The sequence below is a fragment of the Streptomyces parvus genome (assembly GCF_032121415.1).
GTDB classification, from domain to species: Bacteria; Actinomycetota; Actinomycetes; order Streptomycetales; family Streptomycetaceae; genus Streptomyces; species Streptomyces globisporus_A.
The window spans coordinates 6,583,006-6,605,931 of sequence record NZ_CP135079.1 but is presented as its reverse complement, the minus strand read 5'-3'; the positions used below and the strand labels follow the sequence as shown (position 1 = coordinate 6,605,931).

Annotated in this window: 21 protein-coding genes; 9 read left to right on the top strand and 12 right to left on the bottom strand. The window is 72.0% G+C overall.

All coding sequences use genetic code 11. The features are described from left to right. Positions 1–23 precede the first annotated feature (23 nt). Both RNL97_RS30620 and RNL97_RS30615 read right to left on the bottom strand, forming a co-directional pair. Positions 24–299 carry a hypothetical protein gene (locus RNL97_RS30620; RefSeq protein WP_030584492.1) on the bottom strand — a complete coding sequence of 92 codons (276 nt, stop codon included), beginning with the start codon at positions 297–299 and terminating at the stop codon, positions 24–26. 54 nt (positions 300–353) lie between these two features. Further along, positions 354–1,376: a LacI family DNA-binding transcriptional regulator gene (locus tag RNL97_RS30615; protein WP_030584495.1), complete on the bottom strand. Its 1,023-nt coding sequence runs from the start codon at positions 1,374–1,376 to the stop codon at positions 354–356. 145 nt (positions 1,377–1,521) lie between these two features. On the opposite strand from RNL97_RS30615, the gene RNL97_RS30610 reads away from it, so the two are divergent. Next, positions 1,522–1,989, top strand: a complete 468-nt coding sequence (locus tag RNL97_RS30610; RefSeq protein ID WP_243315993.1) for a type II toxin-antitoxin system PemK/MazF family toxin — start codon at positions 1,522–1,524, stop codon at positions 1,987–1,989. 140 nt (positions 1,990–2,129) lie between these two features. Here the strand turns inward: RNL97_RS30610 and RNL97_RS30605 are convergent, their stop codons facing one another. Then, entirely contained in the window at positions 2,130–2,951 is an 822-nt protein-coding gene (locus tag RNL97_RS30605; RefSeq protein WP_030584501.1) for a TIGR02452 family protein, read from the bottom strand. 146 nt (positions 2,952–3,097) lie between these two features. Here RNL97_RS30605 and egtA point away from each other — a divergent pair, with 146 nt between their 5' ends. Genes egtA through egtD form a run of 4 tightly spaced genes read left to right on the top strand, consistent with a single transcriptional unit; the run spans position 3,098 to position 7,558 of the window. Beyond that, complete coding sequence (egtA, locus tag RNL97_RS30600; RefSeq protein WP_030584504.1) at positions 3,098–4,414, top strand: ergothioneine biosynthesis glutamate--cysteine ligase EgtA; 1,317 nt, start codon at positions 3,098–3,100, stop codon at positions 4,412–4,414. Next, the gene (gene egtB / locus RNL97_RS30595; RefSeq protein ID WP_313751448.1) at positions 4,411–5,844 is read left to right on the top strand and encodes an ergothioneine biosynthesis protein EgtB; all 1,434 of its coding nucleotides are present in this window, start codon (positions 4,411–4,413) and stop codon (positions 5,842–5,844) included. Before egtA ends, egtB begins: the two co-directional genes overlap by 4 nt. Next, a complete protein-coding gene (gene egtC, locus RNL97_RS30590) occupies positions 5,844–6,599 on the top strand; it encodes an ergothioneine biosynthesis protein EgtC (protein ID WP_030584508.1) in 756 nt (251 codons plus the stop codon). The genes egtB and egtC overlap by 1 nt, the downstream gene beginning before the upstream one ends. Then, positions 6,596–7,558, top strand: a complete 963-nt coding sequence (egtD, locus tag RNL97_RS30585) for an L-histidine N(alpha)-methyltransferase (RefSeq protein ID WP_030584510.1) — start codon at positions 6,596–6,598, stop codon at positions 7,556–7,558. The genes egtC and egtD overlap by 4 nt, the downstream gene beginning before the upstream one ends. Here the strand turns inward: egtD and RNL97_RS30580 are convergent. The 3 genes from RNL97_RS30580 to RNL97_RS30570 form a co-directional block, all read right to left on the bottom strand. Beyond that, entirely contained in the window at positions 7,501–8,418 is a 918-nt protein-coding gene (locus RNL97_RS30580) for a lysophospholipid acyltransferase family protein (protein ID WP_030584512.1), read from the bottom strand. The two genes, egtD and RNL97_RS30580, sit on opposite strands and share 58 nt — an antisense overlap. Next, positions 8,415–9,221 (bottom strand): GNAT family N-acetyltransferase, encoded by an 807-nt coding sequence (locus tag RNL97_RS30575; protein WP_030584514.1) that lies wholly within the window; start codon positions 9,219–9,221, stop codon positions 8,415–8,417. The genes RNL97_RS30580 and RNL97_RS30575 overlap by 4 nt, the downstream gene beginning before the upstream one ends. Before the next feature lie 182 nt (positions 9,222–9,403). Further along, positions 9,404–10,666 (bottom strand): extracellular solute-binding protein, encoded by a 1,263-nt coding sequence (locus tag RNL97_RS30570; RefSeq protein ID WP_243315991.1) that lies wholly within the window; start codon positions 10,664–10,666, stop codon positions 9,404–9,406. A gap of 202 nt (positions 10,667–10,868) precedes the next feature. Between RNL97_RS30570 and RNL97_RS30565 the strand changes: the two genes are divergently transcribed. Next, entirely contained in the window at positions 10,869–11,084 is a 216-nt protein-coding gene (locus RNL97_RS30565) for a dodecin (protein ID WP_030584518.1), read from the top strand. On the opposite strand, the gene RNL97_RS30560 is transcribed toward RNL97_RS30565, so the two are convergent. Continuing rightward, entirely contained in the window at positions 11,085–11,573 is a 489-nt protein-coding gene (locus RNL97_RS30560) for a phosphatase domain-containing protein (protein WP_313751447.1), read from the bottom strand. 58 nt (positions 11,574–11,631) lie between these two features. Between RNL97_RS30560 and RNL97_RS30555 the strand changes: the two genes are divergently transcribed. Together RNL97_RS30555 and uvrA are read left to right on the top strand one after the other, a co-directional pair. Beyond that, on the top strand, positions 11,632–12,717 hold the full coding sequence (locus RNL97_RS30555; RefSeq protein WP_391737363.1) for an MsnO8 family LLM class oxidoreductase: 1,086 nt from the start codon (positions 11,632–11,634) through the stop codon (positions 12,715–12,717). Between the two features lie 79 nt (positions 12,718–12,796). Then, positions 12,797–15,223, top strand: a complete 2,427-nt coding sequence (uvrA, locus tag RNL97_RS30550) for an excinuclease ABC subunit UvrA (protein WP_030584527.1) — start codon at positions 12,797–12,799, stop codon at positions 15,221–15,223. A gap of 69 nt (positions 15,224–15,292) precedes the next feature. On the opposite strand, the gene RNL97_RS30545 is transcribed toward uvrA, so the two are convergent. Genes RNL97_RS30545 through RNL97_RS30535 form a run of 3 tightly spaced genes read right to left on the bottom strand, consistent with a single transcriptional unit; the run spans position 15,293 to position 18,655 of the window. Then, positions 15,293–16,039, bottom strand: coding sequence for a succinate dehydrogenase/fumarate reductase iron-sulfur subunit (locus RNL97_RS30545; protein WP_030584530.1), 747 nt, complete (start codon positions 16,037–16,039; stop codon positions 15,293–15,295). Further along, the gene (locus tag RNL97_RS30540; protein WP_030584532.1) at positions 16,036–17,985 is read right to left on the bottom strand and encodes a fumarate reductase/succinate dehydrogenase flavoprotein subunit; all 1,950 of its coding nucleotides are present in this window, start codon (positions 17,983–17,985) and stop codon (positions 16,036–16,038) included. Before RNL97_RS30540 ends, RNL97_RS30545 begins: the two co-directional genes overlap by 4 nt. A 1-nt stretch (position 17,986) precedes the next feature. Continuing rightward, the gene (locus tag RNL97_RS30535) at positions 17,987–18,655 is read right to left on the bottom strand and encodes a succinate dehydrogenase (protein WP_243316486.1); all 669 of its coding nucleotides are present in this window, start codon (positions 18,653–18,655) and stop codon (positions 17,987–17,989) included. A gap of 132 nt (positions 18,656–18,787) precedes the next feature. Between RNL97_RS30535 and RNL97_RS30530 the strand changes: the two genes are divergently transcribed. After that, the gene (locus tag RNL97_RS30530) at positions 18,788–19,684 is read left to right on the top strand and encodes a LysR family transcriptional regulator (protein ID WP_030584544.1); all 897 of its coding nucleotides are present in this window, start codon (positions 18,788–18,790) and stop codon (positions 19,682–19,684) included. Positions 19,685–19,727: 43 nt separating this feature from the next. Here the strand turns inward: RNL97_RS30530 and RNL97_RS30525 are convergent, their stop codons facing one another. Next, the gene (locus RNL97_RS30525) at positions 19,728–21,902 is read right to left on the bottom strand and encodes a putative bifunctional diguanylate cyclase/phosphodiesterase (protein ID WP_030584547.1); all 2,175 of its coding nucleotides are present in this window, start codon (positions 21,900–21,902) and stop codon (positions 19,728–19,730) included. After that, complete coding sequence (locus RNL97_RS30520; RefSeq protein WP_313751446.1) at positions 21,899–22,717, bottom strand: SAM-dependent methyltransferase; 819 nt, start codon at positions 22,715–22,717, stop codon at positions 21,899–21,901. Before RNL97_RS30520 ends, RNL97_RS30525 begins: the two co-directional genes overlap by 4 nt. Positions 22,718–22,926: the final 209 nt, after the last annotated feature.

Below are 22,926 nucleotides of genomic sequence, written 5' to 3'. Positions count from 1 at the left end.
CACAGCGGCCGGGCGGACACCCCCTAGGCGCCCGGCCGGCGCTCGCCCTCGGCTCCCGCGACGCGGACCGACATCCCGTAGTCGAGTTCCTCGCCGTCGATGAGCACGGCCTCCACCGTCCGGGTCTCCGGATCGACGTCGGCCTCCATGCCCTCACCGGCGTACCGGGGGTACCCGGAGGCCCCCGTCTCGCCGGTGGCGGCGACGGTCGCGGACCGGATCGGCCGACCGGGGGCTCCGGACCGCGTCCTGCTGTGGTCGGGGATCAGGAGCAGCTCGTAACTCTGGGGGTGGCTCATAGCCCCGACGCTAGACATGCGCGGTGCACGGCGCATGTCTGGCGCAGGAGGCGGTCAGCTGGATTCCCGGTGGACGGCGCTGGTGCGGAGCAGGTCGTGGTGGACCGGTGGTCCGCCCGGGTGCTGGACCATGCGGTCGATCGTCTCGGCCAGCGGCTGCGGCATGGCCAGCTCCATCCGGACGGTGCTCAGCCGGGGGCGCAGCAGTTTGCCGATGAGGGAGTCGTCCGCGCCGATCACCGCCGTGTCGGCGGGCACGGCCACCCCGGCGTCCTGGAGGGCCCGCATGATCAGCATGGCGTACTCGTCGTTGTACGCGAACACGGCGTCCAGTCCCAGTTCCGGCCAGCGGGCGGCGAGCTGCTGCGCTGACTCCTCCTCGTACCGCAGCGGCAGCGGGCAGACGCGGGCCTCGGCGGCTTCGGCGGCGCGCCGGGCGCCGGCGAGGCGGGTTTCGGAGAAGGACTCCCGGCTCGGTTCCTGGGGCATGACCACCCCGATGTGGCGGCGGCCGCGGGCCAGCAGGTGTTCCACGGCGCTTTCCCCGACCCGGCGTTGGTCCATGACCAGTCCGTGCGCCCCCGGCACCGGGTCGGGCCCCAGCGTGATCACCGCCTTGGCGCCGGAGCGCGTCAGGATGCCCGTGCCGTGCGGGGTGAGGGCGATGCCCGGCGGTACGACGACGGCGACGGGCCGTAGTTCGGCCCAGGCCGTGGCCGCCTCGTCGGCGGTGAGGCCGACGCTGCCGTACTGGACGACGGTGTAGTCCAGTCGGCGCAACCCGGACTGGAGCTCTTCGAAGAAATACTGGTGCAGCGGTCCCCCGGGTAGGTGGCCGGAGGGCAGCAGGACCATACGGCTGTGTCCGGCGCGCAGACTGCGGGCGGCCGCGTGCGGCACGTAACCGAGTTGGAGAGCGGCCTCCCTGACCCGGCGTCGGGTGGGATCGCTGATCCGGACGGTGGCGTTGTTGTTCAGCACGTACGAGACGGTGGCCCGGGACACTCCGGCGAGGCGGGCCACATCGGCGCTGGTCGGGACGGAGACTTCGGCGGGCTGCTTGGGTAACTGGCTCATGGCGTCGGGCAGTCTTCCAGACCCGGGGGAGCGGGTTTCGGCCCGGGGCCCGCAGGTCCGGTCACGGTGGCCGGAACACCGCCCCGCCGTTCCGGTCCGCCGCCCCCCTCCCGGGATCCGGGGCCAGAGGTTCTACGGTGTGGTGATGACGTTCCATGACAGTGCCTACCGTTCCGACAACCCCTTTGACGTGCCCGGCAGCAGCGGACCGACCGCCACGGTGCAGGCCGATCCCGCCGAGGTGGGTTCCGTGCGCACCTCCTACGCCCCCGATCGCGACGGCGATCCAGATCCCGGCGAGATCGTCTGGACCTGGGTGCCCTTCGAGGAGAACGACGGGCGCGGGAAGGACCGGCCGGTGCTCGTCGTGGCCCGCGAGGAGGCGGGCACGCTGCTCGCCGTCCAGCTCTCCAGCAAGCAGCACGAGCGGGACCACGAGTGGGTGGCGCTGGGCGCGGGCCCGTGGGACAGCTCGGGGCGGCCGTCCTGGGCCGATCTGGACCGGGTGCTGCGGGTCCACGAGGACGGGATGCGCCGGGAGGCGTGCGAGCTGGACCGGGAGCGTTTCGACCGGGTCGTCGGGCGGCTGCGCGAGCGGTACGGCTGGAGCTGACCGCCCGGGCGGGCCCGGGAGGGGCCGAGCGCCCCGCGGCGTGTCCGGCCGATCAGGGCCTCTGCACACCACCTGGAGTGCGGGCCCGGACGGCTCCGCGGCGGGCGAAGGCCCGGGACGGGCGGCGGTGGGGCTCCGGGTCAGGCGAAGGTACGGGTGAAGGCGGCCCGGACGGCGGAGCCGGGGCTCCGGTCCAGGATCCCGAAGACGATCTCCTCGAAGTGGCCGCCGAACCGGCCGCCCTCGCCGATCAGCGCCCGGAACGCCTCCGCCACCTGCCCGGGGTCGTTCTGGAAGACTCCGCAGCCCCAGGCGCCCAGGACGAGCCTGCGGTAGCCCCGTACGGCCGCGACCTCCAGCACCCGTTCGGCGCGGGAAGCCAGGGCGGCCGGGACGCGGTGGGCGTCCTCGGGGGTCTGCCGTCGGATCACTCCGGCGTTCGGCGCGGGCGAGGTGAGGAATCCCGCCGTGTACGGGGCGTCCAGGAAGTGGCCCCGGTCATCGCGGAAGACCGGCACGGCGGGCGAGTGGATCACCCGGTCGGTGTAGAAGGCACCCCGTTCCGTGCGGTGGTGCGCGTAGTACTCGGGGGCGCGCAGGAGGGTCGTGTGGAGGGCCGATCCCCGGCACAGGGCCTCCTCCTGGGCCTGCGCGCCGTTCAGATAGCCGCCGCCGGGGTTGCGGGCCGAGGCGTAGTTCAGGACGGCGACCCGGCCGGGGGCCGCGCCGGTCATCCTGCGGGCCGCGGCGAGGCTGCTCTCGGCGGTGACCTCGATGTGCGGCGTGCGGTCGGTGTCCAGGGCGGCGACGGGTACCGGATCGGGGCCGTAGAGCCTGGTGCCGGAGCGTGCGGCGGCCACCGCTCGTTCGATGGACACGTCCTGACCTGCTGCGTTGCGGTATCGCCCGGCCTCGACGACCGCTTCTGTCTCGCGCGCGATGCCGCGCAGCCGCGCGCTCACCGGCGCTCCCCCGTGTGGTGCATACGGGGCATGCTGACGGGGAACCCGGCCTGGGCGCAATCGGATTTTCCTGGCCTGAGGGCACCCTTGTGCGATCTCCGGGTACGGGTTTGGCTGGTAGGCAGGCAGCTGAGAAGGAGGCCCTCATGGCCTTGGACATTCCCCGCGTAACCGGCTCGCGCCCGGACGCCACCCCGCTCGACGAGAGCGGGGCCGAGGATTTGCTGCGCGGCATATGTTTCAAGACGGGTCCGCCCCGAACCGTGGGCGTGGAACTCGAATGGCTCATCCATGACCGGGAGCGTCCGGACGTCCCGGTCGGCCAGGAGCGGCTGGACAGCGCCGTCGAGGCGGTGCGTGCGCTGCCCCTGAGCGCCGCGCTGACGTTCGAGCCCGGCGGGCAGCTGGAGCTCAGTTCGCAGCCGGCCGGCTCGTTGATGGAGTGCGTCGCGAGGACCGCGGCCGATCTGGCGGCGGTCCGTGCCTCGCTCGGCGCGGCGGGGCTCGCGCCGGTGGGGCTCGGCGTGGACCCGTGGCAGACCGCGCACCGCAGACTGCGGGAGCCGCGCTACGAGGCGATGGAGGCCGCGCTGGACCGGTCGGGTCCGGCCGGGCGGGCGATGATGTGCACCTCCGCGTCGGTCCAGGTCTGTCTGGACGCCGGCGAGGAGGAGCCGGGGCCGCGCGGTTACGGGCGGCGCTGGCAGCTCGCGCACCTGCTGGGCGCGGTGCTGGTGGCGGCGTTCGCGAATTCGCCGTTCCAGCAGGGCCGCCGGACGGGCTGGTCCTCCACCCGGCAGGCGCTGTGGGCCGACCTCGATCCGGGCCGGACGCTCGCACCCGGCACCGGGCACGCGCCTCGCGAGGCCTGGGCCGCCCATGTCCTGGACACGACCGTGCTGTGCATCCGGTGCGAGAGCGGCCCGTGGGACGTCCCCGAGGGGCTCACCTTCCGCCAGTGGATCCGCACCGGCTCGCCCCGCCCTCCGGTGCGGGCCGATCTCGACTACCACCTCACCACGCTGTTCCCGCCGATCCGGCCGCGCGGCCATCTCGAACTGCGCATGATCGACGCGCAGAGCGGGCCCGACGGGTGGCTGGTGCCGCTCGCCGTCGCCACGGCCCTGTTCGACGACCCGGAGGCCGCCGAGACCGTGTACCGGGCCGTGAAACCGCTGGCCGAGACGGCGGGCGCGTCGCCCGCCCCGCGCAATCCGCTCTGGACGGCCGCCGCCCGCGAGGGTCTCGCCGATCCGGAACTGCGGGCCGCGGCCGTCACCTGCTTCGGGGCGGCGCTCCCGGCGCTGGAGCGGATGGGCGCGAGCGACACCGTGCGCGACACGGTGGCCGCCTTCACCGACCGCTATGTCGCCCGGGGCCGATGTCCGGCCGACGATTTGCCGGAGCCGGACGTCCTCACCGATCTGAGCCTGCTGACCGACCGGAAGGCGGCCTCCGCATGACTGGGCACCGTGGACACGAAGAGCACCGCGAAGGCTCCGAGCCACGTGAGCTGTCCGACGCTTTCGATCCCACCCACTTCTCCGGCCCCGCCGCCGGCTTCCCCTTCGCCTCCGGCGCCGATCCGGAGGTCCTGCGACAGCGCGCCCTGGATGCGCTGCTGGCCGCGCGCGAGCGCACCACGCTGCTCACCGACAGTGTGGACGACGGCGAACTTACCGCCCAGCACTCCCCGTTGATGTCACCGCTGGTCTGGGACCTGGCGCACATCGGCAACCAGGAGGAGCAGTGGCTGCTGCGCGCCGTCGGCGGCCGGGAGGCGCTGCGCCCGGAGATCGACGGGCTGTACAACGCCTTCGAGCACTCACGCGCCTCGCGCCCCTCGCTGCCGCTGCTGGCCCCCGCCGAGGCCCGGACGTACGCCTCCGACGTGCGGGGGCGAGCGCTGGAGCTCCTGGAAGGCGCACCTCTGCACGCGGGCGGGGGGCCGTTGGAACGGGCCGGATTCGCCTTCGGGATGATCGCCCAGCACGAACAGCAGCACGACGAGACCATGTTGATCACGCATCAGCTTCGTGCGGGGCCGGCTGCGCTCACCGCGTCCGCCCCTCCTGCCCCTCCCGAGTCCGTCGGTACCGAGGTCGTTCCCAGCGAAGTCCTCGTACCCGCGGGCCCGTTCACAATGGGCACCTCCGTCGAACCGTGGGCCCTGGACAACGAACGCCCCGCGCACCGGCGCGATGTGGCGGCGTTCCACCTGGACTCCTCGCCGGTCACCTGCGGCGCGTACCTCCGCTTCATCGAGGACGACGGGTACGGGGACGAGCGCTGGTGGGCCCCCGACGGCTGGGCCATGGTCCGTGAACACGGCTTGTCCGCACCGCTGTTCTGGCGGCGGGAGGCGGGGCAGTGGCTGCGCCGCCGGTTCGGGGTGACCGAGCCGGTGCCGTACGACGAACCGGTGCTGCACGTCAGCTGGTACGAGGCGGACGCGTACGCCCGCTGGGCGGGGCGGCGGCTTCCCACGGAAGCCGAGTGGGAGAAGGCCGCCCGGCACGACCCGGTGACCGGCCGTTCGCGGCGCTATCCGTGGGGCGACGAGGATCCGACACCGGAGCGGGCAAATCTGGGGCAGCGCCACCTGCGTCCGGCGCGGTCCGGAGCGTATCCGCTGGGCCGGTCGCCCTTCGGGGCGGGGCAGCTGATCGGCGATGTGTGGGAGTGGACCGCCAGCGACTTCCTGCCCTATCCGGGGTTCGTGGCGTTTCCCTACCGCGAGTACTCGGAAGTGTTCTTCGGTCCGGGGCACAAGGTGCTGCGCGGCGGGTCGTTCGCTGTGGACCAGGTCGCCTGCCGGGGCACCTTCCGCAACTGGGACCTCCCGGTGCGGCGGCAGATCTTCGCCGGTTTCCGCACGGCGAGGGATGCCTGATGTGCCGTCATATCGCTTATTTGGGCGAACCGGTGGCGCTGGGAGAGGTGCTCGCGCGGCCTTTGCACTCCTTGGTGCGGCAGTCCTGGGAGCCGCGCCGCCAGCGCTACGGCACGGTGAACGCGGACGGTTTCGGCGTCGGCTGGTACGCCGAGGGGGACCCGGTACCCGGACGCTACCGCCGCCAGGGCCCCATATGGGGCGACGAGACCTTCGCCGATCTGGCCCGGGTGGTCCGCAGCACCGCGCTGCTCGCCGCCGTACGGGATGCCACCGAAGCGGGTGCGGACGGGGAGGCCGCAGCCGCGCCGTACGCTGCCGGGCGGCTGCTCTTCAGCCACAACGGGGCGGTGAAGGGCTGGCCCGCATCACTCGCCGGCGCGGCGGCCGTCCTGCCCGCGGAGAAGCTCCTGTCGCTGGCCGCCCGGAACGACTCGGCACTGGTCTGGGCGCTGATCCGGCACCGTATCGACGCCGGGGACGATGTGCCGCGTGCCGTCGCGGAGACCGTGCGCGAGGTCGCGGCCGCCGCGCCCGGCTCCCGGCTGAACCTGCTGCTCACCGACGGCGCCACCATCACGGCGACCGCCTGGGGCGACACCCTCTGGTACCTCACGGAGCCGGGCCGCCGCACCGCGGTCGCCTCGGAGCCGTACGACGACGACCCGCTCTGGCGCGAGGTCCCCGACCGCACGCTGCTGGTCGCGACCGCCTCGGACGTCCTGCTCACCCCGCTCAAGGAGCCCCCCGCGTGAGTCCTTATTCGCTGACCCGCACCCTGCCGGTGGACGCGACGGACGCGGCGCTGCGCGCCGATGTCCTCAGCGGCCTGACCCGGCGCCCCAAGACGCTGCCGCCGAAGTGGTTCTACGACGCCCGCGGCAGCGAGCTGTTCGAGGAGATCACGCGGCTGCCGGAGTACTACCCGACCCGCGCGGAGCGGGAGATCCTGCAGACACGGGCCGAGGAGATCGCCGCCGCTTCGGGGGCCAGGACCGTGATCGAGCTGGGCTCGGGGTCGTCCGAGAAGACCCGCCATCTCCTGGAGGTCCTCCCCGACCTGGACGCCTACGTCCCGGTGGACGTCAGCGAGAGCGCGCTGACGGGGGCGGCCGAATCGCTGCTCGCCGAGCACCCGGGCCTGACCGTCCACGCGCTGATCGCGGACTTCACCGCCGGCCTGACCCTGCCGGGGACGCCGGGCCCCCGGCTGGTGGTGTTCCTGGGCGGCACGATCGGCAATCTGCTGCCGGTGGAGCGCGCCACGTTCCTGCGGTCGGTGCGCGCGCTGCTCTCCCCCGGAGACGCGCTGCTGCTGGGCACCGACCTGGTCAAGGACGAGGAGACACTGGTGGCCGCCTACGACGACCCGGCGGGGGTGACGGCGGCCTTCAACAAGAACGTCCTGAACGTCGTCAACCGTGAGTTGGGGGCCGATTTCCCGCTCGACGGCTTCGATCACCGCGCGGTGTGGAATCCGGAACAACGGTGGATCGAGATGCGGCTGCGGGCCCGGCGGACGCTGAGCGTCAAGATCCCGGAGCTGGACCTCGTGGTGCCGTTCGAAGCCGGTGAGGAGCTGCGTACGGAGGTGTCGGCGAAGTTCCGGCAGGAGGACGTCCGCGAGGAGCTGGCCGCCGCCGGTATGCGGCTGGCTCAGTGGTGGACGGACTCGGCGGGCCGGTTCGCCCTCTCGCTGGCCACGGCGGTCTGACCGGACCGGCGGGGCTCTTCGGGGCCGAGGACGGCCGTTCGCGCCCTGCGCGCCAGGGCGCGGCGGCCGTCCTCGCCGTCCGCGGGAATCGGCGCGAGCACGTCGATGCGGGCGGTGAGCCCGGCCGCCCGCACGACCCGCCACAGAGAGGCGGCGAGCGGGTCGGCACCGACGAACGCGACCGCGCCCGCGCCCGGACCTGAGCAGTGCCCCGCGCCGTCGTGCGCGGCGGAATGGTGCGCCGCCGTGCGGTAGGCGATGCGGACCGGCCGGACCGTCGCTCCGGCGTCGATCGCCGCCTGGAACGCGGCGGGCCGGAACGTGCCGCCGCCTCCCCGTCCGCACCATGTGCTCCCCTCGGGGAACACCACCACCCGGGAGCCGGAGCGCAGGGCCGTCGCGATGGTCCGTACGGCGGCGGGCAGCGCGCGCAGCCGGTCGCGGTCGATGAACAGGGTGCCGCCGAGCGCGGCGAGGGGCCCCAGGAGCGGCCAGTAGCGGATCTCGCGCTTGGCGACCATCCGTCCGGGCAGTGCGGACGCGACCAGCGGTATGTCGAGCCAGGAGATGTGGTTGGCGACGACCAGTTCGCCCTCGCCCGGGGCGCGGTCCGGCTCGTGCGGCCGGACCATGACGCGTACGCCGAAGGCCTGTGGAACGGCGCGCGCCCAGCGCCGGGTCAGCCGGCGCCGCGGGCCGGCCCCGAGCAGCCGGACCAGCGGTACGCAGACCACCCCCAGCAGGACCAGGGTGCAGCCGGACAGCAGGAGGAGCGCGGCGGGCAGCGGAGCGCGTACGGCCCCGGTGTGCCGGGCGCAGCGGTCCGGGATGCACGGGGCGGCGGGCAGCCAGCCGCTCATCGCAGCGGGGCCAGCGAGAGGAAGTGGCGCAGGTAGCGCGGGTCGGTCCGGCGCAGCGAGAGCAGGACGTACAGGTCGGCGACGTTGAAGTCGGGGTCGTACGCCGGGGCTCCGCAGACCTGGGCGCCGAGCCGGAGGTAGCCGCGCAGCAGGGGCGGGAGGTCCGCCCGGGAGCCGGCTTCCGGGCCGTGCGCGGAGGAGTCCCAGAGGCGGTGCGGGGTGACCCAGTACTCCTGGGGCGCGAGGTGTCCCGCGCGTACGGTGTTCCAGCTGCGGGCGGCCGACGCGCCGCCGTCGGCCAGCGGGAGGGAGCAGCAGCCCGCGATCCAGGTGTGGCCGGTCCGCTCCATGTAGCGGGCGAGTCCGGCCCAGACGAGGGCGATGACCGCGCCGTCGCGGTGGGCGGGGTGGACGCAGGAGCGGCCGACCTCGACGAGGTCGTCGCGGATCGGGGCGAGCCTGCTGAGGTCGAACTCGCTCTCCGCGTAGAGGCGTCCGGCTGTCCGGGCACGGTCGGGCGGCAGGAGCCGGTAGGTGGCGACGACGTCCCCGGTGGCGGTCTCCCGGACCAGCAGGTGGTCGCAGTACGTGTCGAAGGCGTCGCTGTCCAGGCCGGGTTCGGGTCCTTCAAGCCGGGCTCCGAGCTCCCCGGCGAACACCAGGTGGCGCAGTCGCTGTGCCGCGCGTACGTCTTCCTGGCAGGTGGCGAGGGAGACCCGGTAGGCCGGTTCCGGGCCGGTGGCGGGGGTCGGGGCGGAGGCGGGAGCGGGGGCGTGGTGCGGGGCGAGGGGCAGCACGGTCATGGCGGTCTCCGGGGACGGGAGCGGTCAGGGGCCGGGCCGTCGCGGGTGCGACGCACCGACCCCTTACTTCTTCCGTCACCGGCTGGATTCGACGTGACCGCCGTGGGGAGCGCGGATGTGCGACGGCTGAATCCCAGGGACGGAGCGTCCGCCGGGCGCCGCCCGCCACCCCGGGGGCGGGATCAGCCGGTGCCGGTGCCGGTGAGCAGGGCGGTGATGCGCTCGGATGCGGTCTTGGCCTCGCGGGCCGGGTCTCCGCCCTGGAGCACAGCCGTCATGTAGGGCTTGATCGGGTTCTCCGCCTCGACCCTGGCCCACTGCGCCGAGTTGGGGGTGGCGCGGCCGCGGGTGGCGCCTTCCGCCATGGCCGCCGTCCCCTCGTCACCCTCGATGACGTGGGCGAGGCTCGGCTTGTTCGGGACGTAACTCATGCCCCGGGCCAGCTCCGTCTGCCACTTCTCGCTCGCCAGCGCCTTGACGACGGCGATGCCCGCGCTGCGCTCGTCGGCGTTCTTCGGGACGATGAGGTCGGAGCCGCCGGTGAACACCGAACCGGGCGCTTTCGCGGTCTTGCCGGGAATGGGAAAGTAGCCCAGCTTTCCCTTGAGTTCGGGATTCTTCTGCTCGATGAGCGCGGCGCTGCCCGGCACCGAGATGATCTGGGCGACGTCGCCCTTGGCGAATACGTCGGTCTGCGGGGGCTTCTCCTCGTCGGCGTCCTTGGGTCCGTCGCCGAGCGCCTGGAGTTTCTGGTAGAACTCCATGCCCGCCAGGGCCTCCGGGGTGTCCAGGGCGCCCTGCCAGTCGCCGCCGTTCTCGTCGGCGAGCTCGCCGCCCTCGTCCCAGATGAATCCGGCGAGCACGTACCAGTTCTGACCGGCCAGGTAAATGCCTTGGTTTCCGCTGTTGTTGAGCTTCTCGGTGGCCTCGATCCACTCGGCGCGCGTCTTCGGGACGGCGTCGATGCCCGCTTCCTGGAAGATGTCCTTGTTGTAGATCACCACCCGGTTGGCCGCGTACCACGGGATGCCGTACTGCACGCCGTTGATGCTGCCGGGCTGGGCCAGGCCGGGCAGCCAGTCCTCGCTGCCCAGGTCGCGCATCGATTCGAGGGTCAGATCCCGCAGGCCGCCGCTCTCCGCGTACTGCGCGACCTGCGTGTTTCCGACCTCGATCACGTCCGGGGCGTCGTCGCCCTCCAGCGCGGAGACGACCTTGGGGCCGATGCCGCTCCACTCCTGGATCTGGAAGTCCAGCTCGATCGAGGGGTTCTCCTCCTCGTACGACCGGGTGAACTTGTCCAGGAAGCCGGGCGAGACGCTGTCCTTCATCAGCCAGACCGTCACTGTGCGGTCACCGCCGCCCGAGCCCGATATGTAGCCGCATCCACCGAGTGCGACGGTCGAGACAAGCGCGATGGCTCCAGCCAGTATGCGGTTCTTCACGTGGTCACCTTCTGCGAAACGGCACAACGAAATCGGACCCGGTGTGGGGGGATTGCGGGCGGCGCTCGCACGGGCGGTTGGCTGAATTTTGGTATGGACCAATGGGTAGGTCAAGGCGGACGCCTGTCCCGGTTCGCCCCGTTCCCCCCCTCGCGGGACACCCCGGATTGGGGCACCGTGGTCACAGGAGAGGAGACAAACAATGGCGAATCACACCTATCGGGTCACCGAGATCGTAGGAACCTCCGACGAGGGCATCGACGCGGCGATCCGGAACGGCGTCGCAAGAGCGGCGGAAACGTTGCACAATCTCGATTGGTTCGAGATTAATCAAGTTCGTGGCCATATCGAAGACGGCCGAATCGCGCACTATCAGGTCGGCCTGAAAGTGGGCTTTCGGCTCGACGAAAACAGCTGATCAGGTACGCCCCTCGTGCTCCTGGGCAGCCTTCAGCGCATCCGACGGATCGGCCCAAGGGGCCCGCACCACGGTAAATCCGGCCACCTCGGCCGCATCGCAGACCAGTTCGTCGTCGTCCACGAGCATGTGCACCCGCCCCGTCCGCCCCAGCCGCCGGAGGATGTCCAGCTTCGTCCGGCGGGCGGGGCGCCGGTCGTCGTCGCGTCGCATGAACAGCGTGCCCTCGGGCAGCCCCTGGCGGCTCAGCCAGCGCACGGTGTCGCGGCGGCACCGCTCGGGGCGTCCGGTCAGATAGACGATCCGGCACTCCTCGGCGCTCGCGAGCACCAGCCGTACGCCCTCCGGGAGCGGCGGGTCGTCCACGGCCGCGGCGAAGAAGCCGGCCCAGTCGCGCTTGGCGCCCTCCAGGAAGGGCTGCCGGTGGGCGGTGTCCGCGAGCGTGCCGTCCAGGTCGAATACGGCCAGCGGCCGTGCGTCGTTGTCCACTCCCCCAGCTTAGGAAGCACCTCGGGAATCCCTGCGGAACGAGCGCGTTGAACAGGGCGTGAGCTCTGTGATCGCGTCGACCCGCTTCTCCGTCCTGGACCGTTCCCGCACCCGCGAGGGGCACGACGGCCCCCGGGCGCTGCGCGACACCGTGGATCTGGCCCGGGAGGCGGAAGCGCTCGGCTTCCACCGTTTCTGGGTCTCCGAACACCACGGTGTGCCGGGGGTCGCGGGGTCCGCGCCGACCGTGCTCGCCGCCGCCGTCGCCGCGGCGACCTCCACCATCCGGGTCGGCACCGGCGGAGTGATGCTGCCCAACCACCGGCCGCTGGTCGTCGCCGAGCAGTTCGGGGTGCTCGCCTCCCTCTTTCCCGGCCGGATCGACATGGGTCTCGGCCGCTCCGTGGGCTTCACCGACGGGGTACGCCGGGCGCTCGGCCACGGCAAGGAGGACGCCGACGACTTCCCCGGGCGCCTGACCGAACTGCTCGGCTGGATCGACGGCACCCAGCAGGCCCACCCCGGAGTGCACGCCCATCCGGCGGAGGGCCTGCGGATCCCCGCGTACGTGCTCGCGATCGGCGAGGGCGCGTCGGTCGCCGCGGCCGCCGGGCTCCCCCTCGTCATCGGCGACCTGCGCGGCCGGGACAAGGTGTTGCGCGCCATCGAGGTCTACCGCCGCGACTTCCGTCCGTCGGCCCGCGCCGAGCACCCCGAGGTGATCGTCGCGGGCACGGTGGCCGTCGCCGGCACCGAGGAGGCGGCCCGCCGGCTGCTCGTACCGGAGGCGTGGGCCATGGCGTACTCCCGTACGCACGGCGACTTCCCTCCGCTGGCCCCGGCCGAGCGCATCGAGGCCCTGACCATGACGGCCAAGGAGCGGTCGCTGTACGAGCAGGGGCTCGAAGGCCATGTCCACGGCACCGAGGACCAGGTGGCGGCCCAGTTGGAGCGCGCGGTCGGGGAGACCGGGGCGGACGAGGTGCTCGTCACGACCAGCACGTACGACCGGGAGGCGCTGGTGGACTCGCTACGGCGGCTCGCCCGGCTGGCCCGGCCGCCGGGCCGGGCAGCCGAACGGAGCCCGAGCCCCGTGGGTCGCGCGGCGGGGTCCGGCAGGCCCACCACCGGCGCCGACGCCTAGAATCGGACTGTTTGTCCCCCACGTTGTTCTCCAGGGCGCCCCCAGGCGTCAGCATCCCACCCGTACGGAGCCGAGCCCCATGCACTCCCCCCACGATCCGTACGTCCGGGTGCGCGGCGCGCGCGAGCACAACCTCAAGGACGTGCGGGTCGACATCCCGCGCGACACCCTGACCGTATTCACGGGCGTGTCGGGGTCGGGGAAGTCCTCCCTCGCCTTCGGGACCCTCTACGCGGAGGCCCAGCGCCGCTACTTCGAGTCCGTGGCCCCCTACGCCCGACGGCTGATCCACCAGGTGGGCGCGCCGGCCGTCGGGGAGATCACCGGACTGCCGCCCGCCGTCTCGCTGGAGCAGCGGCGCTCCGCCCCGGGCGCCCGGTCGTCCGTCGGGACGGTGACGACGCTCTCCAACTCGCTGCGCATGCTCTTCTCCCGGGCGGGCGACTACCCACCGGGGGCCGACCGGCTGGACTCCGACTCCTTCTCCCCCAACACCGCCGTCGGGGCGTGCCCGGAGTGCCACGGGCTGGGGCGGATCCACCGGACGGACGAGGAGTTGCTCGTCCCGGATCCCTCGCTGTCGATCCGGGAGGGGGCGATCGCCGCCTGGCCGGGGGCGTGGCAGGGGAAGAATCTGCGGGATGTGCTGGACGCCCTCGGCTACGACGTCGACCGGCCCTGGCGGGAGCTGGATCCGGAGGACCGCGAGTGGATCCTGTTCACCGACGAGCAGCCGGTGGTGACGGTGCATCCGGTGCGGGACGCGGGCCGGATCCAACGCCCCTACCAGGGCACGTACATGAGCGCGCGGCGCTATGTGCTGCACACCTTCGCCGACACCAAGAGCCGGTCGCTGCGGGCGAAGGCGGAGCGCTTTCTGACCAGTGCGCCGTGCCCGGTGTGCGGCGGGAGCCGGTTGCGGCCCGAGGCGATGGCGGTGACCTTCGCCGGGCGGACCATCGCGGAGCTGGCCGGGCTGCCGCTGTCCGTGCTGGCGGAGGTGCTGGCCGGGGCGGGCGCGGGCGGCGAGGAGACGGCCCGGGTGCTGACGACCGATCTGCTGGCGCGGATCGGGACGGTGACGGAGCTGGGCCTGGGCTATCTGAGCCTGGACCGCACGGCCCCGACGCTTTCCTCCGGCGAGCTGCAACGGCTGCGGCTGGCAACGCAGTTGCGGTCGGGTCTCTTCGGTGTCGTGTACGTCCTGGACGAACCGTCGGCCGGGCTGCATCCGGCGGACACCGAGGCACTGCTCGGGGTGCTGGGCCGGCTCAAGGAGGCCGGGAACTCGGTCTTCGTGGTGGAGCACCAGATGGACGTGGTGCGACGGGCGGACTGGCTGGTGGACGTGGGTCCGCTGGCCGGGGAGCACGGCGGGCGGGTGCTGCACAGCGGTCCGCCGGAGGGGCTCGCCCAGGTCCCGGAGTCTGCGACGCGGCGCTTCCTTTTCCCCGAGGACGGCCGGGGCCCCGCGCCGGTACGCGAGCCGCGCACCCCGTCCGGGTGGATCCGGCTGACCGGCGTTGAGCGGCACAATGTGCGGGGCGTCGACGCGGAATTCCCGCTCGGGGTGTTCACGGCGGTGACCGGGGTGTCCGGCTCGGGCAAGTCGACCCTGGTCGGCCAGGTCCTCGCCGGGGTGCTGGCCGACCGGCAGGCGGGCGAGGAGGCGACCGGGGCGGGCGAGCGGTTCTGCGCCTCCGTCACCGGGCTGGAGGCGGTGGACCGGCTCGTCCAGGTCGACCAGAAGCCCATCGGGCGGACGCCCCGGTCCAATCTGGCGACGTACACCGGTCTGTTCGACGCCGTACGGAAGCTGTTCGCGCGGACGGAGACGGCCCGGGAGCGCGGCTACGGGGCCGGGCGGTTCTCGTTCAACGTGAGCGGCGGGCGGTGCGAGACCTGCCAGGGCGAGGGTTTCGTCTCGGTGGAGCTGCTGTTCCTGCCCAGCACGTACGCGCCCTGCCCGGACTGTCATGGTGCGCGCTACAACCCGGAGACGCTGGACGTCACGCTGGACGGCCTGACGATCGCTCAGGTCCTCGATCTGACCGTGGAGTCGGCGGCGTCGTTCTTCGCCGGGACGCCCGCCGCCGAGCGGGCGCTGAGGACCCTGCTGGACGTGGGGCTCGGTTATCTGCGGCTCGGGCAGCCCGCTACCGAGCTGTCCGGCGGCGAGGCGCAGCGCATCAAGCTGGCGGCGGAGCTCCAGCGCACCCGGCGCGGGCACACGCTGTACCTGCTGGACGAGCCGACGACGGGGCTGCATCCGGCCGATGTGGAGGTGCTGATGCGGCAGTTGCACGCGCTGGTCGACGGCGGGAGCACGGTGGTGGTCGTGGAGCACGACATGGCCGTGGTGGCGGGCGCGGACCATGTCATCGACCTGGGGCCGGAGGGCGGGGACCGGGGCGGCCGGATCGTCGCGGCCGGCACCCCGGCCGAGGTGGCGCGTACCGCCGGGAGCCGTACGGCCCCGTATCTGGCGAAGGCGCTGCGGCGCTGACCGTGCGCCGCTGGTCCCGTACGGCTCCGGGGGGGCGAGCCCCGAGTCCATACGGGATCGGCTCCCGCGTCAGCGGCGGACTTTGCGGGTCGCCCGCAGCCACTCCTTGTTCATCGCGGCGATCGAGGGCAGCGGGATGCCCTTCGGGCAGGCCGTGGCGCATTCGCCGGTCAGGGTGCAGCCGCCGAAGCCCTCCTCGTCCATCTGGGCCACCATGTCCAGGACGCGGGTCTCACGCTCGGGGGCGCCCTGCGGCAGGACATTGAGGTGGTTGACCTTCGCCGAGGTGAACAGCATCGCCGAGCCGTTGGGGCAGGCGGCGACGCAGGCCCCGCAACCGATGCACTCGGCGTGCTCGAAGGCGAAGTCGGCGTCCGGCTTGGGCACCGGGGTGGCGTGGGCGTCCGGAGCGGTGCCGGTGGGGGCGGAGATGTAGCCGCCGGACTGGATGATCCGGTCGAACGAGGAGCGGTCCACGACCAGATCCTTGATGACCGGGAAGGCGGAGGCGCGCCAGGGCTCGATGTCGATCGTGTCGCCGTCGGCGAAGGACCGCATGTGGAGCTGGCAGGTGGTGGTGCGCTCCGGGCCGTGGGCGTCGCCGTTGATGACGAGGCTGCACGCGCCGCAGATGCCCTCGCGGCAGTCGTGGTCGAAGGCGACGGGCTCGTCCCCGGCGAGGGTGAGTTCCTCGTTGAGGGTGTCGAGCATCTCCAGGAACGACATGTCCGCGGAGATGTCGTCGACTTCGTAGGTGGCCATGGCGCCGGGCTCTTCGGCGTTGCGCTGACGCCAGACGCGCAGGGTGAGCTTCATGCGTAGCTCCGCTGGGTGGGGTGGACGTACTCGAAGACGAGGTCTTCCTTGTGCAGGACAGGGGCGCCGCCGGTGACGGTGAACTCCCAGGCGGCGGCATAGGAGAACTCCTCGTCGCGCCGTTCGGCCTCGCCGTCCGGGGTCTGGGACTCCTCGCGGAAGTGGCCGCCGCAGGACTCGGCGCGGTGCAGGGCGTCGAGGCACATGAGTTCGGCGAGCTCCAGGTAGTCGACGATGCGATTCGCCTTCTCCAGCGACTGGTTGAACTGTTCGCCGGTGCCGGGGACCTTGATGCGCCGCCAGAACTCCTCGCGGATCCGAGGGATCCTGGCGAGCGCCTTGCGCAGGCCGTCCTCGGAGCGGGCCATCCCGCAGTACTCCCACATGAGTTCACCGATCTCACGGTGGAAGGAGTCGGGGGTGCGGTCGCCGTCGACGGAGAGCAGCAGGTTGATACGGTCCTCGGTCTCCGCCACCGCCTCGGCGACGGCGGGGTGTTCGGCGTCGACGTTCTCGGTGTGCGGGTTGCGGGCGAGGTAGTCGTTGATGGTGGAGGGCAGGACGAAGTAGCCGTCGGCGAGGCCCTGCATCAGGGCGGAGGCGCCGAGCCGGTTGGCCCCGTGGTCGGAGAAGTTGGCCTCACCGATGGCGAAAAGGCCGGGGATGGTGGTCTGGAGGTCGTAGTCGACCCAGAGTCCGCCCATCGTGTAGTGCACGGCGGGGTAGATCCGCATGGGGACCGTGTAGGGGTCCTCGTCGGTGATCCGCTGGTACATGTCGAAGAGGTTTCCGTACTTGGCCTCGACGGCCTTGCGGCCCATGCGCTGGATGGCCTCGGCGAAGTCCAGGTAGACCCCTTGCCCGCCGGGGCCGACGCCGCGCCCTTCGTCGCAGACGTTCTTGGCGGCGCGGGAGGCGATGTCGCGGGGCACCAGGTTCCCGAAGGCGGGGTAGATGCGCTCCAGGTAGTAGTCGCGCTCGTCCTCGGGGATCTGGTTGGCCGGACGGGTGTCCCCCTCGGCCTTGGGGACCCAGATGCGGCCGTCGTTGCGCAGCGATTCGCTCATCAGCGTCAGCTTGGACTGGTGGTCGCCGGTGCGCGGGATGCAGGTGGGGTGGATCTGGGTGAAGCAGGGGTTGGCGAAGTACGCTCCGCGCCGGTGCGCGCGCCAGATCGCGGTGGCGTTGGAGTTCATGGCGTTGGTCGACAGGTAGAAGACGTTGCCGTAGCCGCCGGTGGCCAGGACGACCGCGTCGGCGAAGTAGGTGTCGATCTTCCCGGTGACGAGGTCGCGGGCGACGATGCCGCGCGCCTTTCCGTCGACCACGATCAGGTCCAGCATCTCGGTACGGGCGTGGAGTTCGACGCCGCCGGTGGCGATCTGCCGGGAGAGCGCCTGGTAGGCGCCGAGGAGGAGCTGCTGTCCGGTCTGGCCGCGCGCGTAGAACGTACGGGAGACCTGGACGCCTCCGAAGGACCGGTTGTCGAGGAGGCCGCCGTACTCGCGGGCGAAGGGGACGCCCTGGGCGACGCACTGGTCGATGATCTCGACGGAGATCTGGGCGAGGCGGTGGACGTTGGACTCCCGGGCGCGGAAGTCGCCGCCCTTGACGGTGTCGTAGAACAGCCGGTGGATGGAGTCGCCGTCGTTACGGTAGTTCTTCGCGGCGTTGATGCCGCCCTGGGCGGCAACCGAGTGGGCGCGCCGGGGCGAGTCCTGGAAGCAGAACTGGACGACGTGGTAGCCCTGTTCGGCGAGCGTTGCCCCGGCGGCGCCGCCGGCCAGGCCGGTGCCGACGACGATGACCGTGTGTTTGCGCCGGTTGGCGGGGTTCACGAGTCTGGCCTGGAAGCGGCGGGTGTCCCAGCGTTCGTTGACGGGGCCCTCGGGGGCCTTCGTGTCGACGGCGGGCTCACCCGTGCGGTACTGCGTGTAGTCGGGCATGTCAGCTCACCACTCCGGTCATGACGGCGACGGGTACGGAGACGAAGCCCAGGGTCAGCACCGCCGCGAGGACGTTTGCGAGGGTCTTCAGGATGCGGTCGCGGGCCGCGTTGCCGACGCCGAGGGTCTGCGCGGCGCTCCAGAATCCGTGCTGGACGTGGAGGCCCATGGCGAGCACCGCGACGATGTAGATGACGTTGCCGTACCAGGTGGAGAAGGTGTCGATGACGTTCTGGTACGGGTGCCCGGCCTCGAAGCTCGTGTGCACGGTGCCGGTCGTCAGGTCGAGGATGTGCCAGACGATGAAGAGCGCGAGGATGATGCCGCCCCAGCGCATGGTCCGGGTGGCGTAACTCGCGCGGGGCCTCTTGTGGACGTACTTGGCGGGGCGCGCCTTGATGTCGCGGCGGCTCAGCTGGTACGCCGAGACGCCGTGCAGCACGACGGCGGCGACGAGCCCCACGCGGACGATCCAGAGCGCCCACTCGTGGTGCAGGACCGGTTCGCCCATGGTGCGCAGCCAGTGGGCGTACCCGTCGAACTCACCGGGTCCGAAGAAGATCTTCAGGTTGCCCACCATGTGGGCGACGAGATATCCGAGCATGACCAGACCGGTCACGGCCATGATCGTCTTCTTGCCGACGGTCGAGTCCCAGAGCGTACGCGTCATCGACGGCCGTCGGTCCGTCCGCGTTGCCAATGCCATGGACACGAAGGTAGGGGCGGGGGACCTGATCAGTCCAAGACATGGTCCGGCTGATCTCCATAGGCAGTACCTATCAGTGAGGTCTATCGTCGGCGTATGCACTTCCAGCAGCTCACCTACTTCGTGGCCGTCGCCGAGGCCCGGCACTTCACCCGGGCCGCCGAGGCGGTCCATGTGTCGCAGCCCTCGCTCTCCCAGCAGATCCGGGCGCTGGAGGCCGAGCTGGGCGCGGACCTGTTCAGCCGCGCCCGGGGCAACATCACGCTCACCGACGCGGGCGAGGCGCTGCTGCCGCTGGCCCGGCGGATCCTCGCCGACGCGGAGACCGCGCGCCACGAGGTCCAGGAACTGGTCTCGCTGCGCAGCGGCCGGGTGCGTCTGGGCGCGACGCCCAGCCTGTGCACCGGGCTGCTGCCGGACCTGCTGCGTGCCTTCCACGACCGGCATCCGGGGGTGCGGCTGCTGCTGGAGGAGGGCGGCTCGCACGATCTCGTACGTCAGCTGGCGCGCGGGGCGCTCGATCTGGCGCTGGTGGTGCTGCCGCTGCCGGCCGCCTCCCCCGCGCTGACCACGGTGGAGCTGCTGCGGGAGGACCTGGTGGTGGTGTCCGCGGCGACGGAGCCTCCGCCGGGTCGGGACGGTGCGATCCGGATCGCGGATCTGGAGGGGGCGCCGCTGGTGATGTTCCGGCACGGGTACAACCTGCGGGAGCTGACGCTCGCAGCGTGCCGCGCGGAGGGCTTCGAGCCGACGTTCACCGTCGAGGGCGGCGAGATGGACGCGGTGCTCGGTTTCGTACGGGCGGGGCTCGGCATCGCCGTGGTGCCGAGCATGGTCGCCGCCCGGGCGGGCCACGACCTGCGCAGGACCGCGCTGGCCGGAGGCGGGCTGCGACGCACGATCGCACTGGCGCACCGCAGCGATGTGGACCCGCCGCGGGCCGCGCGCGAACTCCAGCGGATGCTCCTGGAGCACCGGCCGGTACCCGGCTGACGTGGGCCGGCGGCCGGGCGGGGTCCCCCGCCCGGCCGCCGGATCAGACCGCGTCCGCCAGCAGCAGGGAGTGGATGCGGTCCGGGGCCCCGGGGCGGGCGTAGTACCAGCCCTGGGCGGTGTCGCAGCCGATCCGGCGCAACTGCTCGGCCTGCGCGCCCGTCTCCACGCCCTCCACCGTGACGGCCAGCTCCAGGCTGTGGGCCAGCGACACGATGCCCTCGACGATCTTCAGATCGACCGGGTCCGCCGGATGCTGCTGCATGCCCCGGGTGAAGGAACGGTCCAGCTTGAGCACGCTCACCGGCAGCCGGCGCAGGTTCGCCAGGTTCGAGTAGCCCGTGCCGAAATCGTCGAGCGCGATGTCGACGCCCATCTCCGCGAGCTGCCGCAGCGGCTTGAGGAGATCGTCGTCGGCGCCGATCAGGGCGGACTCGGTCACCTCCAGGCAGAGCGCTCCCGGCTCCAGACCGGAACGTTCCAGCACGTCGACCGTCTCCGCGACCAGCCGGGGGTGGTGCAGCTGGGTCGGCGAGAGGTTGACGTTGATCCGCAGCGGCCCGCCGTCGCTGTGCCGCTCCTGCCAGAAGTTCGCCTGCCGCACGGACTCCTCCAGCACCCAGCGGCCGAGCGGCACGATGAGGCCGGTGTGCTCGGCGAGCGGGATGAACCGGTCGGGGCCGAGCACCCCGTGCTGCGGATGGCACCACCGTACGAGCGCCTCCGCGCCGTGCACCGTGCCGTCGCCCAGGTGCACGAGCGGCTGGTACTCGATGAAGAACTCGCCCCGGTCCAGGGCGGCCGGGAGCGCGGTGGTCAGCCCGTGCCGGGTGATGGCGCGCGCGTCGGCCTCCGCGTCGGCGAGCTGGAAGCGGTTGCCGCCCGCCGCCTTGGCCCGGTACATCGTGATGTCGGCGCTGCGCAGCACCTCGGCGGCGCTGCGTTCCCCGGACGGCCCCTCGACGATGCCGATCGAACCCCGCACGGAGAGCTCGCGCCCGTCGATGCGGATCGGGGTGGCGAGCGCGTTGAGGATGCGGCCGGCCAGTTCGTGCACCTCCTCGGCCGTGTCCGGTCCGGTGGTCAGGGCGACGAACTCGTCCCCGCCGAGCCGGGCGACCATCTCGCCGGGCGCGGTGGCGCAGCTCTGGAGCCGGTCGGCGACCTCGACCAGGAGGCGGTCGCCGGCGGCGTGGCCGAGGCTGTCGTTGATGGCCTTGAAGCCGTCGAGGTCCAGGTAGCAGAGGCCGAAGCGGACGCCCTCCTGGGCCGTGAGGGCCTTCTCCAGGCGCTCGAAGAACAGGGTCCGGTTGGGCAGGCCGGTGAGCGCGTCGTGGGTGGCCTCGTACCGCAGCCGGAGATTGAGCAGCCGGCGCTCGGTGGTGTCCTCCATCAGCGCGAGCTGGTACTCGGGGCGGCCCTCGGAGTCGCGCAGCAGGGAGACGGTGAGGTTGGTCCACAGGACCGTGCCGTCGTTGCGGTAGTACGCCTTCTCGACCCGGTAGTGCTCGCGTTCGCCGCGTACCAGCTCGCCGTAGTACTTCCACACCTGGGGCGAGTCCTCGGGGTGGACCCACTCGTTCACCTTGTGGCTGCGGACGTGGTGTTCGAGACCGCCGAACATTTTTGTGAGCGTGTCGTTGATCTCCAGGATGTTGCCGTCCAGGTCCGCGATGCCGATGCCGATGGCGGCGTCCTTGAAGACCGCGCGGAAGCGGGCCTCGGTGGCGTGCAGGGCCTCTTCGGCGTGCGAGCGGGCCGTCAGCGCCGAGCGGGCGATGGCCTCCTGCTCGGCGAGCGTGCGCTCGCGCAGGGCCCCGGTGAACCCGGCGGCCAGCGTGTGCTGGATCCGGGCGCAGCGGGCCCGGGCGTCCTCGGTGGAGAGCGGGCCGGGTCCGTTGCCGCCGCAGTAGAGGACGAGGTAGGAGTCGACGACACCGAGCGTGGAGCTGAGGGCGTCCGGATCGGTGCAGTGGGCGTCGATCAGGGCCGCGCCGATCCGCTGGGCGGGCGAGGCGTCGAAGGGGTGGGCGTGCAGGATGCCGTTCAGCTCGCGTGCCAGGGGCAGCAGATGCTGTTCGAACTCCGGCCGGGTCAGGGAGGTGGCCGTCAAGGGGAAGATGGCCCGGCTCCAGATTCTGGCGAATCTCCGGAGCCGCCCCTCGGGGCCGTCGGGTTCCGCGTCCGGCTCTCCGGACGCCTGGGCGGGAATGCTCACGCCTTGCGCCCGACCCCGCCGAAGCCCGAGAAGGCGTACGGGTCTTCCTGCTCCGGCGACTGCGGGGTGTCGGGCCGCCATTCGGGCATCGACACGAGTCCCGGTTCGACCATCTCGTAGCCCTCGAAGAACTGGCCGATCTCCTCGCGCGAGCGCATGATCAGCGGGTTGCGGATGTTCTTGTAGACGCCGACCGTGCCGGCCGCCTCCTCCTTGGGCAGCGGGATGCCCTCGTACGAGGCGTGGGTCAGGATGAGCAGGCTGCCGGGGGCAAGTGCGTCGCGCAGTTCGGCGACCGCGCCGCGCGGGTCGTCGGCGTCCTCGATGAAGTGGAGCACCGCGACGAGCAGCAGGGCCACCGGCCGGTCCAGGTCGAGCAGTCCGGTGATCTCCGGGTTCGCCAGGATCTCCTTGGGGCGGCGCAGGTCGGCGGCGGCGATGACCGCACGGTCGTTGCTCTCCAGCACGGCCTGGCTGTGGGCGACGGCGACCGGGTCGTGGTCGACGTAGGCCACCTTGGCGCCGGCATCGGCGGCCTGGGCGACCTCGTGGACGTTGCCGAACGTCGGGATGCCGGAGCCGATGTCCAGGAACTGGTCGATGCCCGAGTCGACGGCGTGGCGGACCGCCCGGCGCATAAAGGCGCGATTGGCCTGCATGATCTTGGGAAGGCCCGGGAGGAACTCCATGGCCTTGCGCGCGGCTTCCCGGTCCACCTCGAAATTGTGCGATCCGCCCAGATAGAAGTCGTACATGCGGGACACGCTCGGCACCGAAATGTCTATGCCCTGCGGTGCCCAGGCGGGACGCTCCATCGATGTCTCCAACAAGTTCGCCACGGCGATCCGGCCATGTTCATGGTCAGTGTTGACCAGAGGCTACTGATCGGCCGCCAAGAGAGCGAGTGGAAACGGAAATTAGCGATCCGTTATTGGTCACACTCAGGTGCCATACCCGGCCGGTCCGTCGCTGCGCGTGTACGGGCAGCGACGGACCGGCACTCCGGGCGCCGTTTCCCGGCGGT

Excerpts from the sequence above, each read along its gene's own strand:
- RNL97_RS30620 (WP_030584492.1), bottom strand. The coding sequence starts at position 299 with ATGAGCCACCCCCAGAGTTACGAGCTGCTCCTGATCCCCGACCACAGC.
- RNL97_RS30615 (WP_030584495.1), bottom strand. The coding sequence starts at position 1,376 with ATGAGCCAGTTACCCAAGCAGCCCGCCGAAGTCTCCGTCCCGACCAGC.
- RNL97_RS30610 (WP_243315993.1), top strand. The coding sequence starts at position 1,522 with ATGACGTTCCATGACAGTGCCTACCGTTCCGACAACCCCTTTGACGTG.
- egtA (WP_030584504.1), top strand. The coding sequence starts at position 3,098 with ATGGCCTTGGACATTCCCCGCGTAACCGGCTCGCGCCCGGACGCCACC.
- egtB (WP_313751448.1), top strand. The coding sequence starts at position 4,411 with ATGACTGGGCACCGTGGACACGAAGAGCACCGCGAAGGCTCCGAGCCA.
- egtC (WP_030584508.1), top strand. The coding sequence starts at position 5,844 with ATGTGCCGTCATATCGCTTATTTGGGCGAACCGGTGGCGCTGGGAGAG.
- RNL97_RS30580 (WP_030584512.1), bottom strand. The coding sequence starts at position 8,418 with ATGAGCGGCTGGCTGCCCGCCGCCCCGTGCATCCCGGACCGCTGCGCC.
- RNL97_RS30575 (WP_030584514.1), bottom strand. The coding sequence starts at position 9,221 with ATGACCGTGCTGCCCCTCGCCCCGCACCACGCCCCCGCTCCCGCCTCC.
- RNL97_RS30565 (WP_030584518.1), top strand. The coding sequence starts at position 10,869 with ATGGCGAATCACACCTATCGGGTCACCGAGATCGTAGGAACCTCCGAC.
- uvrA (WP_030584527.1), top strand. The coding sequence starts at position 12,797 with ATGCACTCCCCCCACGATCCGTACGTCCGGGTGCGCGGCGCGCGCGAG.
- RNL97_RS30545 (WP_030584530.1), bottom strand. The coding sequence starts at position 16,039 with ATGAAGCTCACCCTGCGCGTCTGGCGTCAGCGCAACGCCGAAGAGCCC.
- RNL97_RS30540 (WP_030584532.1), bottom strand. The coding sequence starts at position 17,985 with ATGCCCGACTACACGCAGTACCGCACGGGTGAGCCCGCCGTCGACACG.
- RNL97_RS30535 (WP_243316486.1), bottom strand. The coding sequence starts at position 18,655 with ATGACGCGTACGCTCTGGGACTCGACCGTCGGCAAGAAGACGATCATG.
- RNL97_RS30530 (WP_030584544.1), top strand. The coding sequence starts at position 18,788 with ATGCACTTCCAGCAGCTCACCTACTTCGTGGCCGTCGCCGAGGCCCGG.
- RNL97_RS30520 (WP_313751446.1), bottom strand. The coding sequence starts at position 22,717 with ATGGAGCGTCCCGCCTGGGCACCGCAGGGCATAGACATTTCGGTGCCG.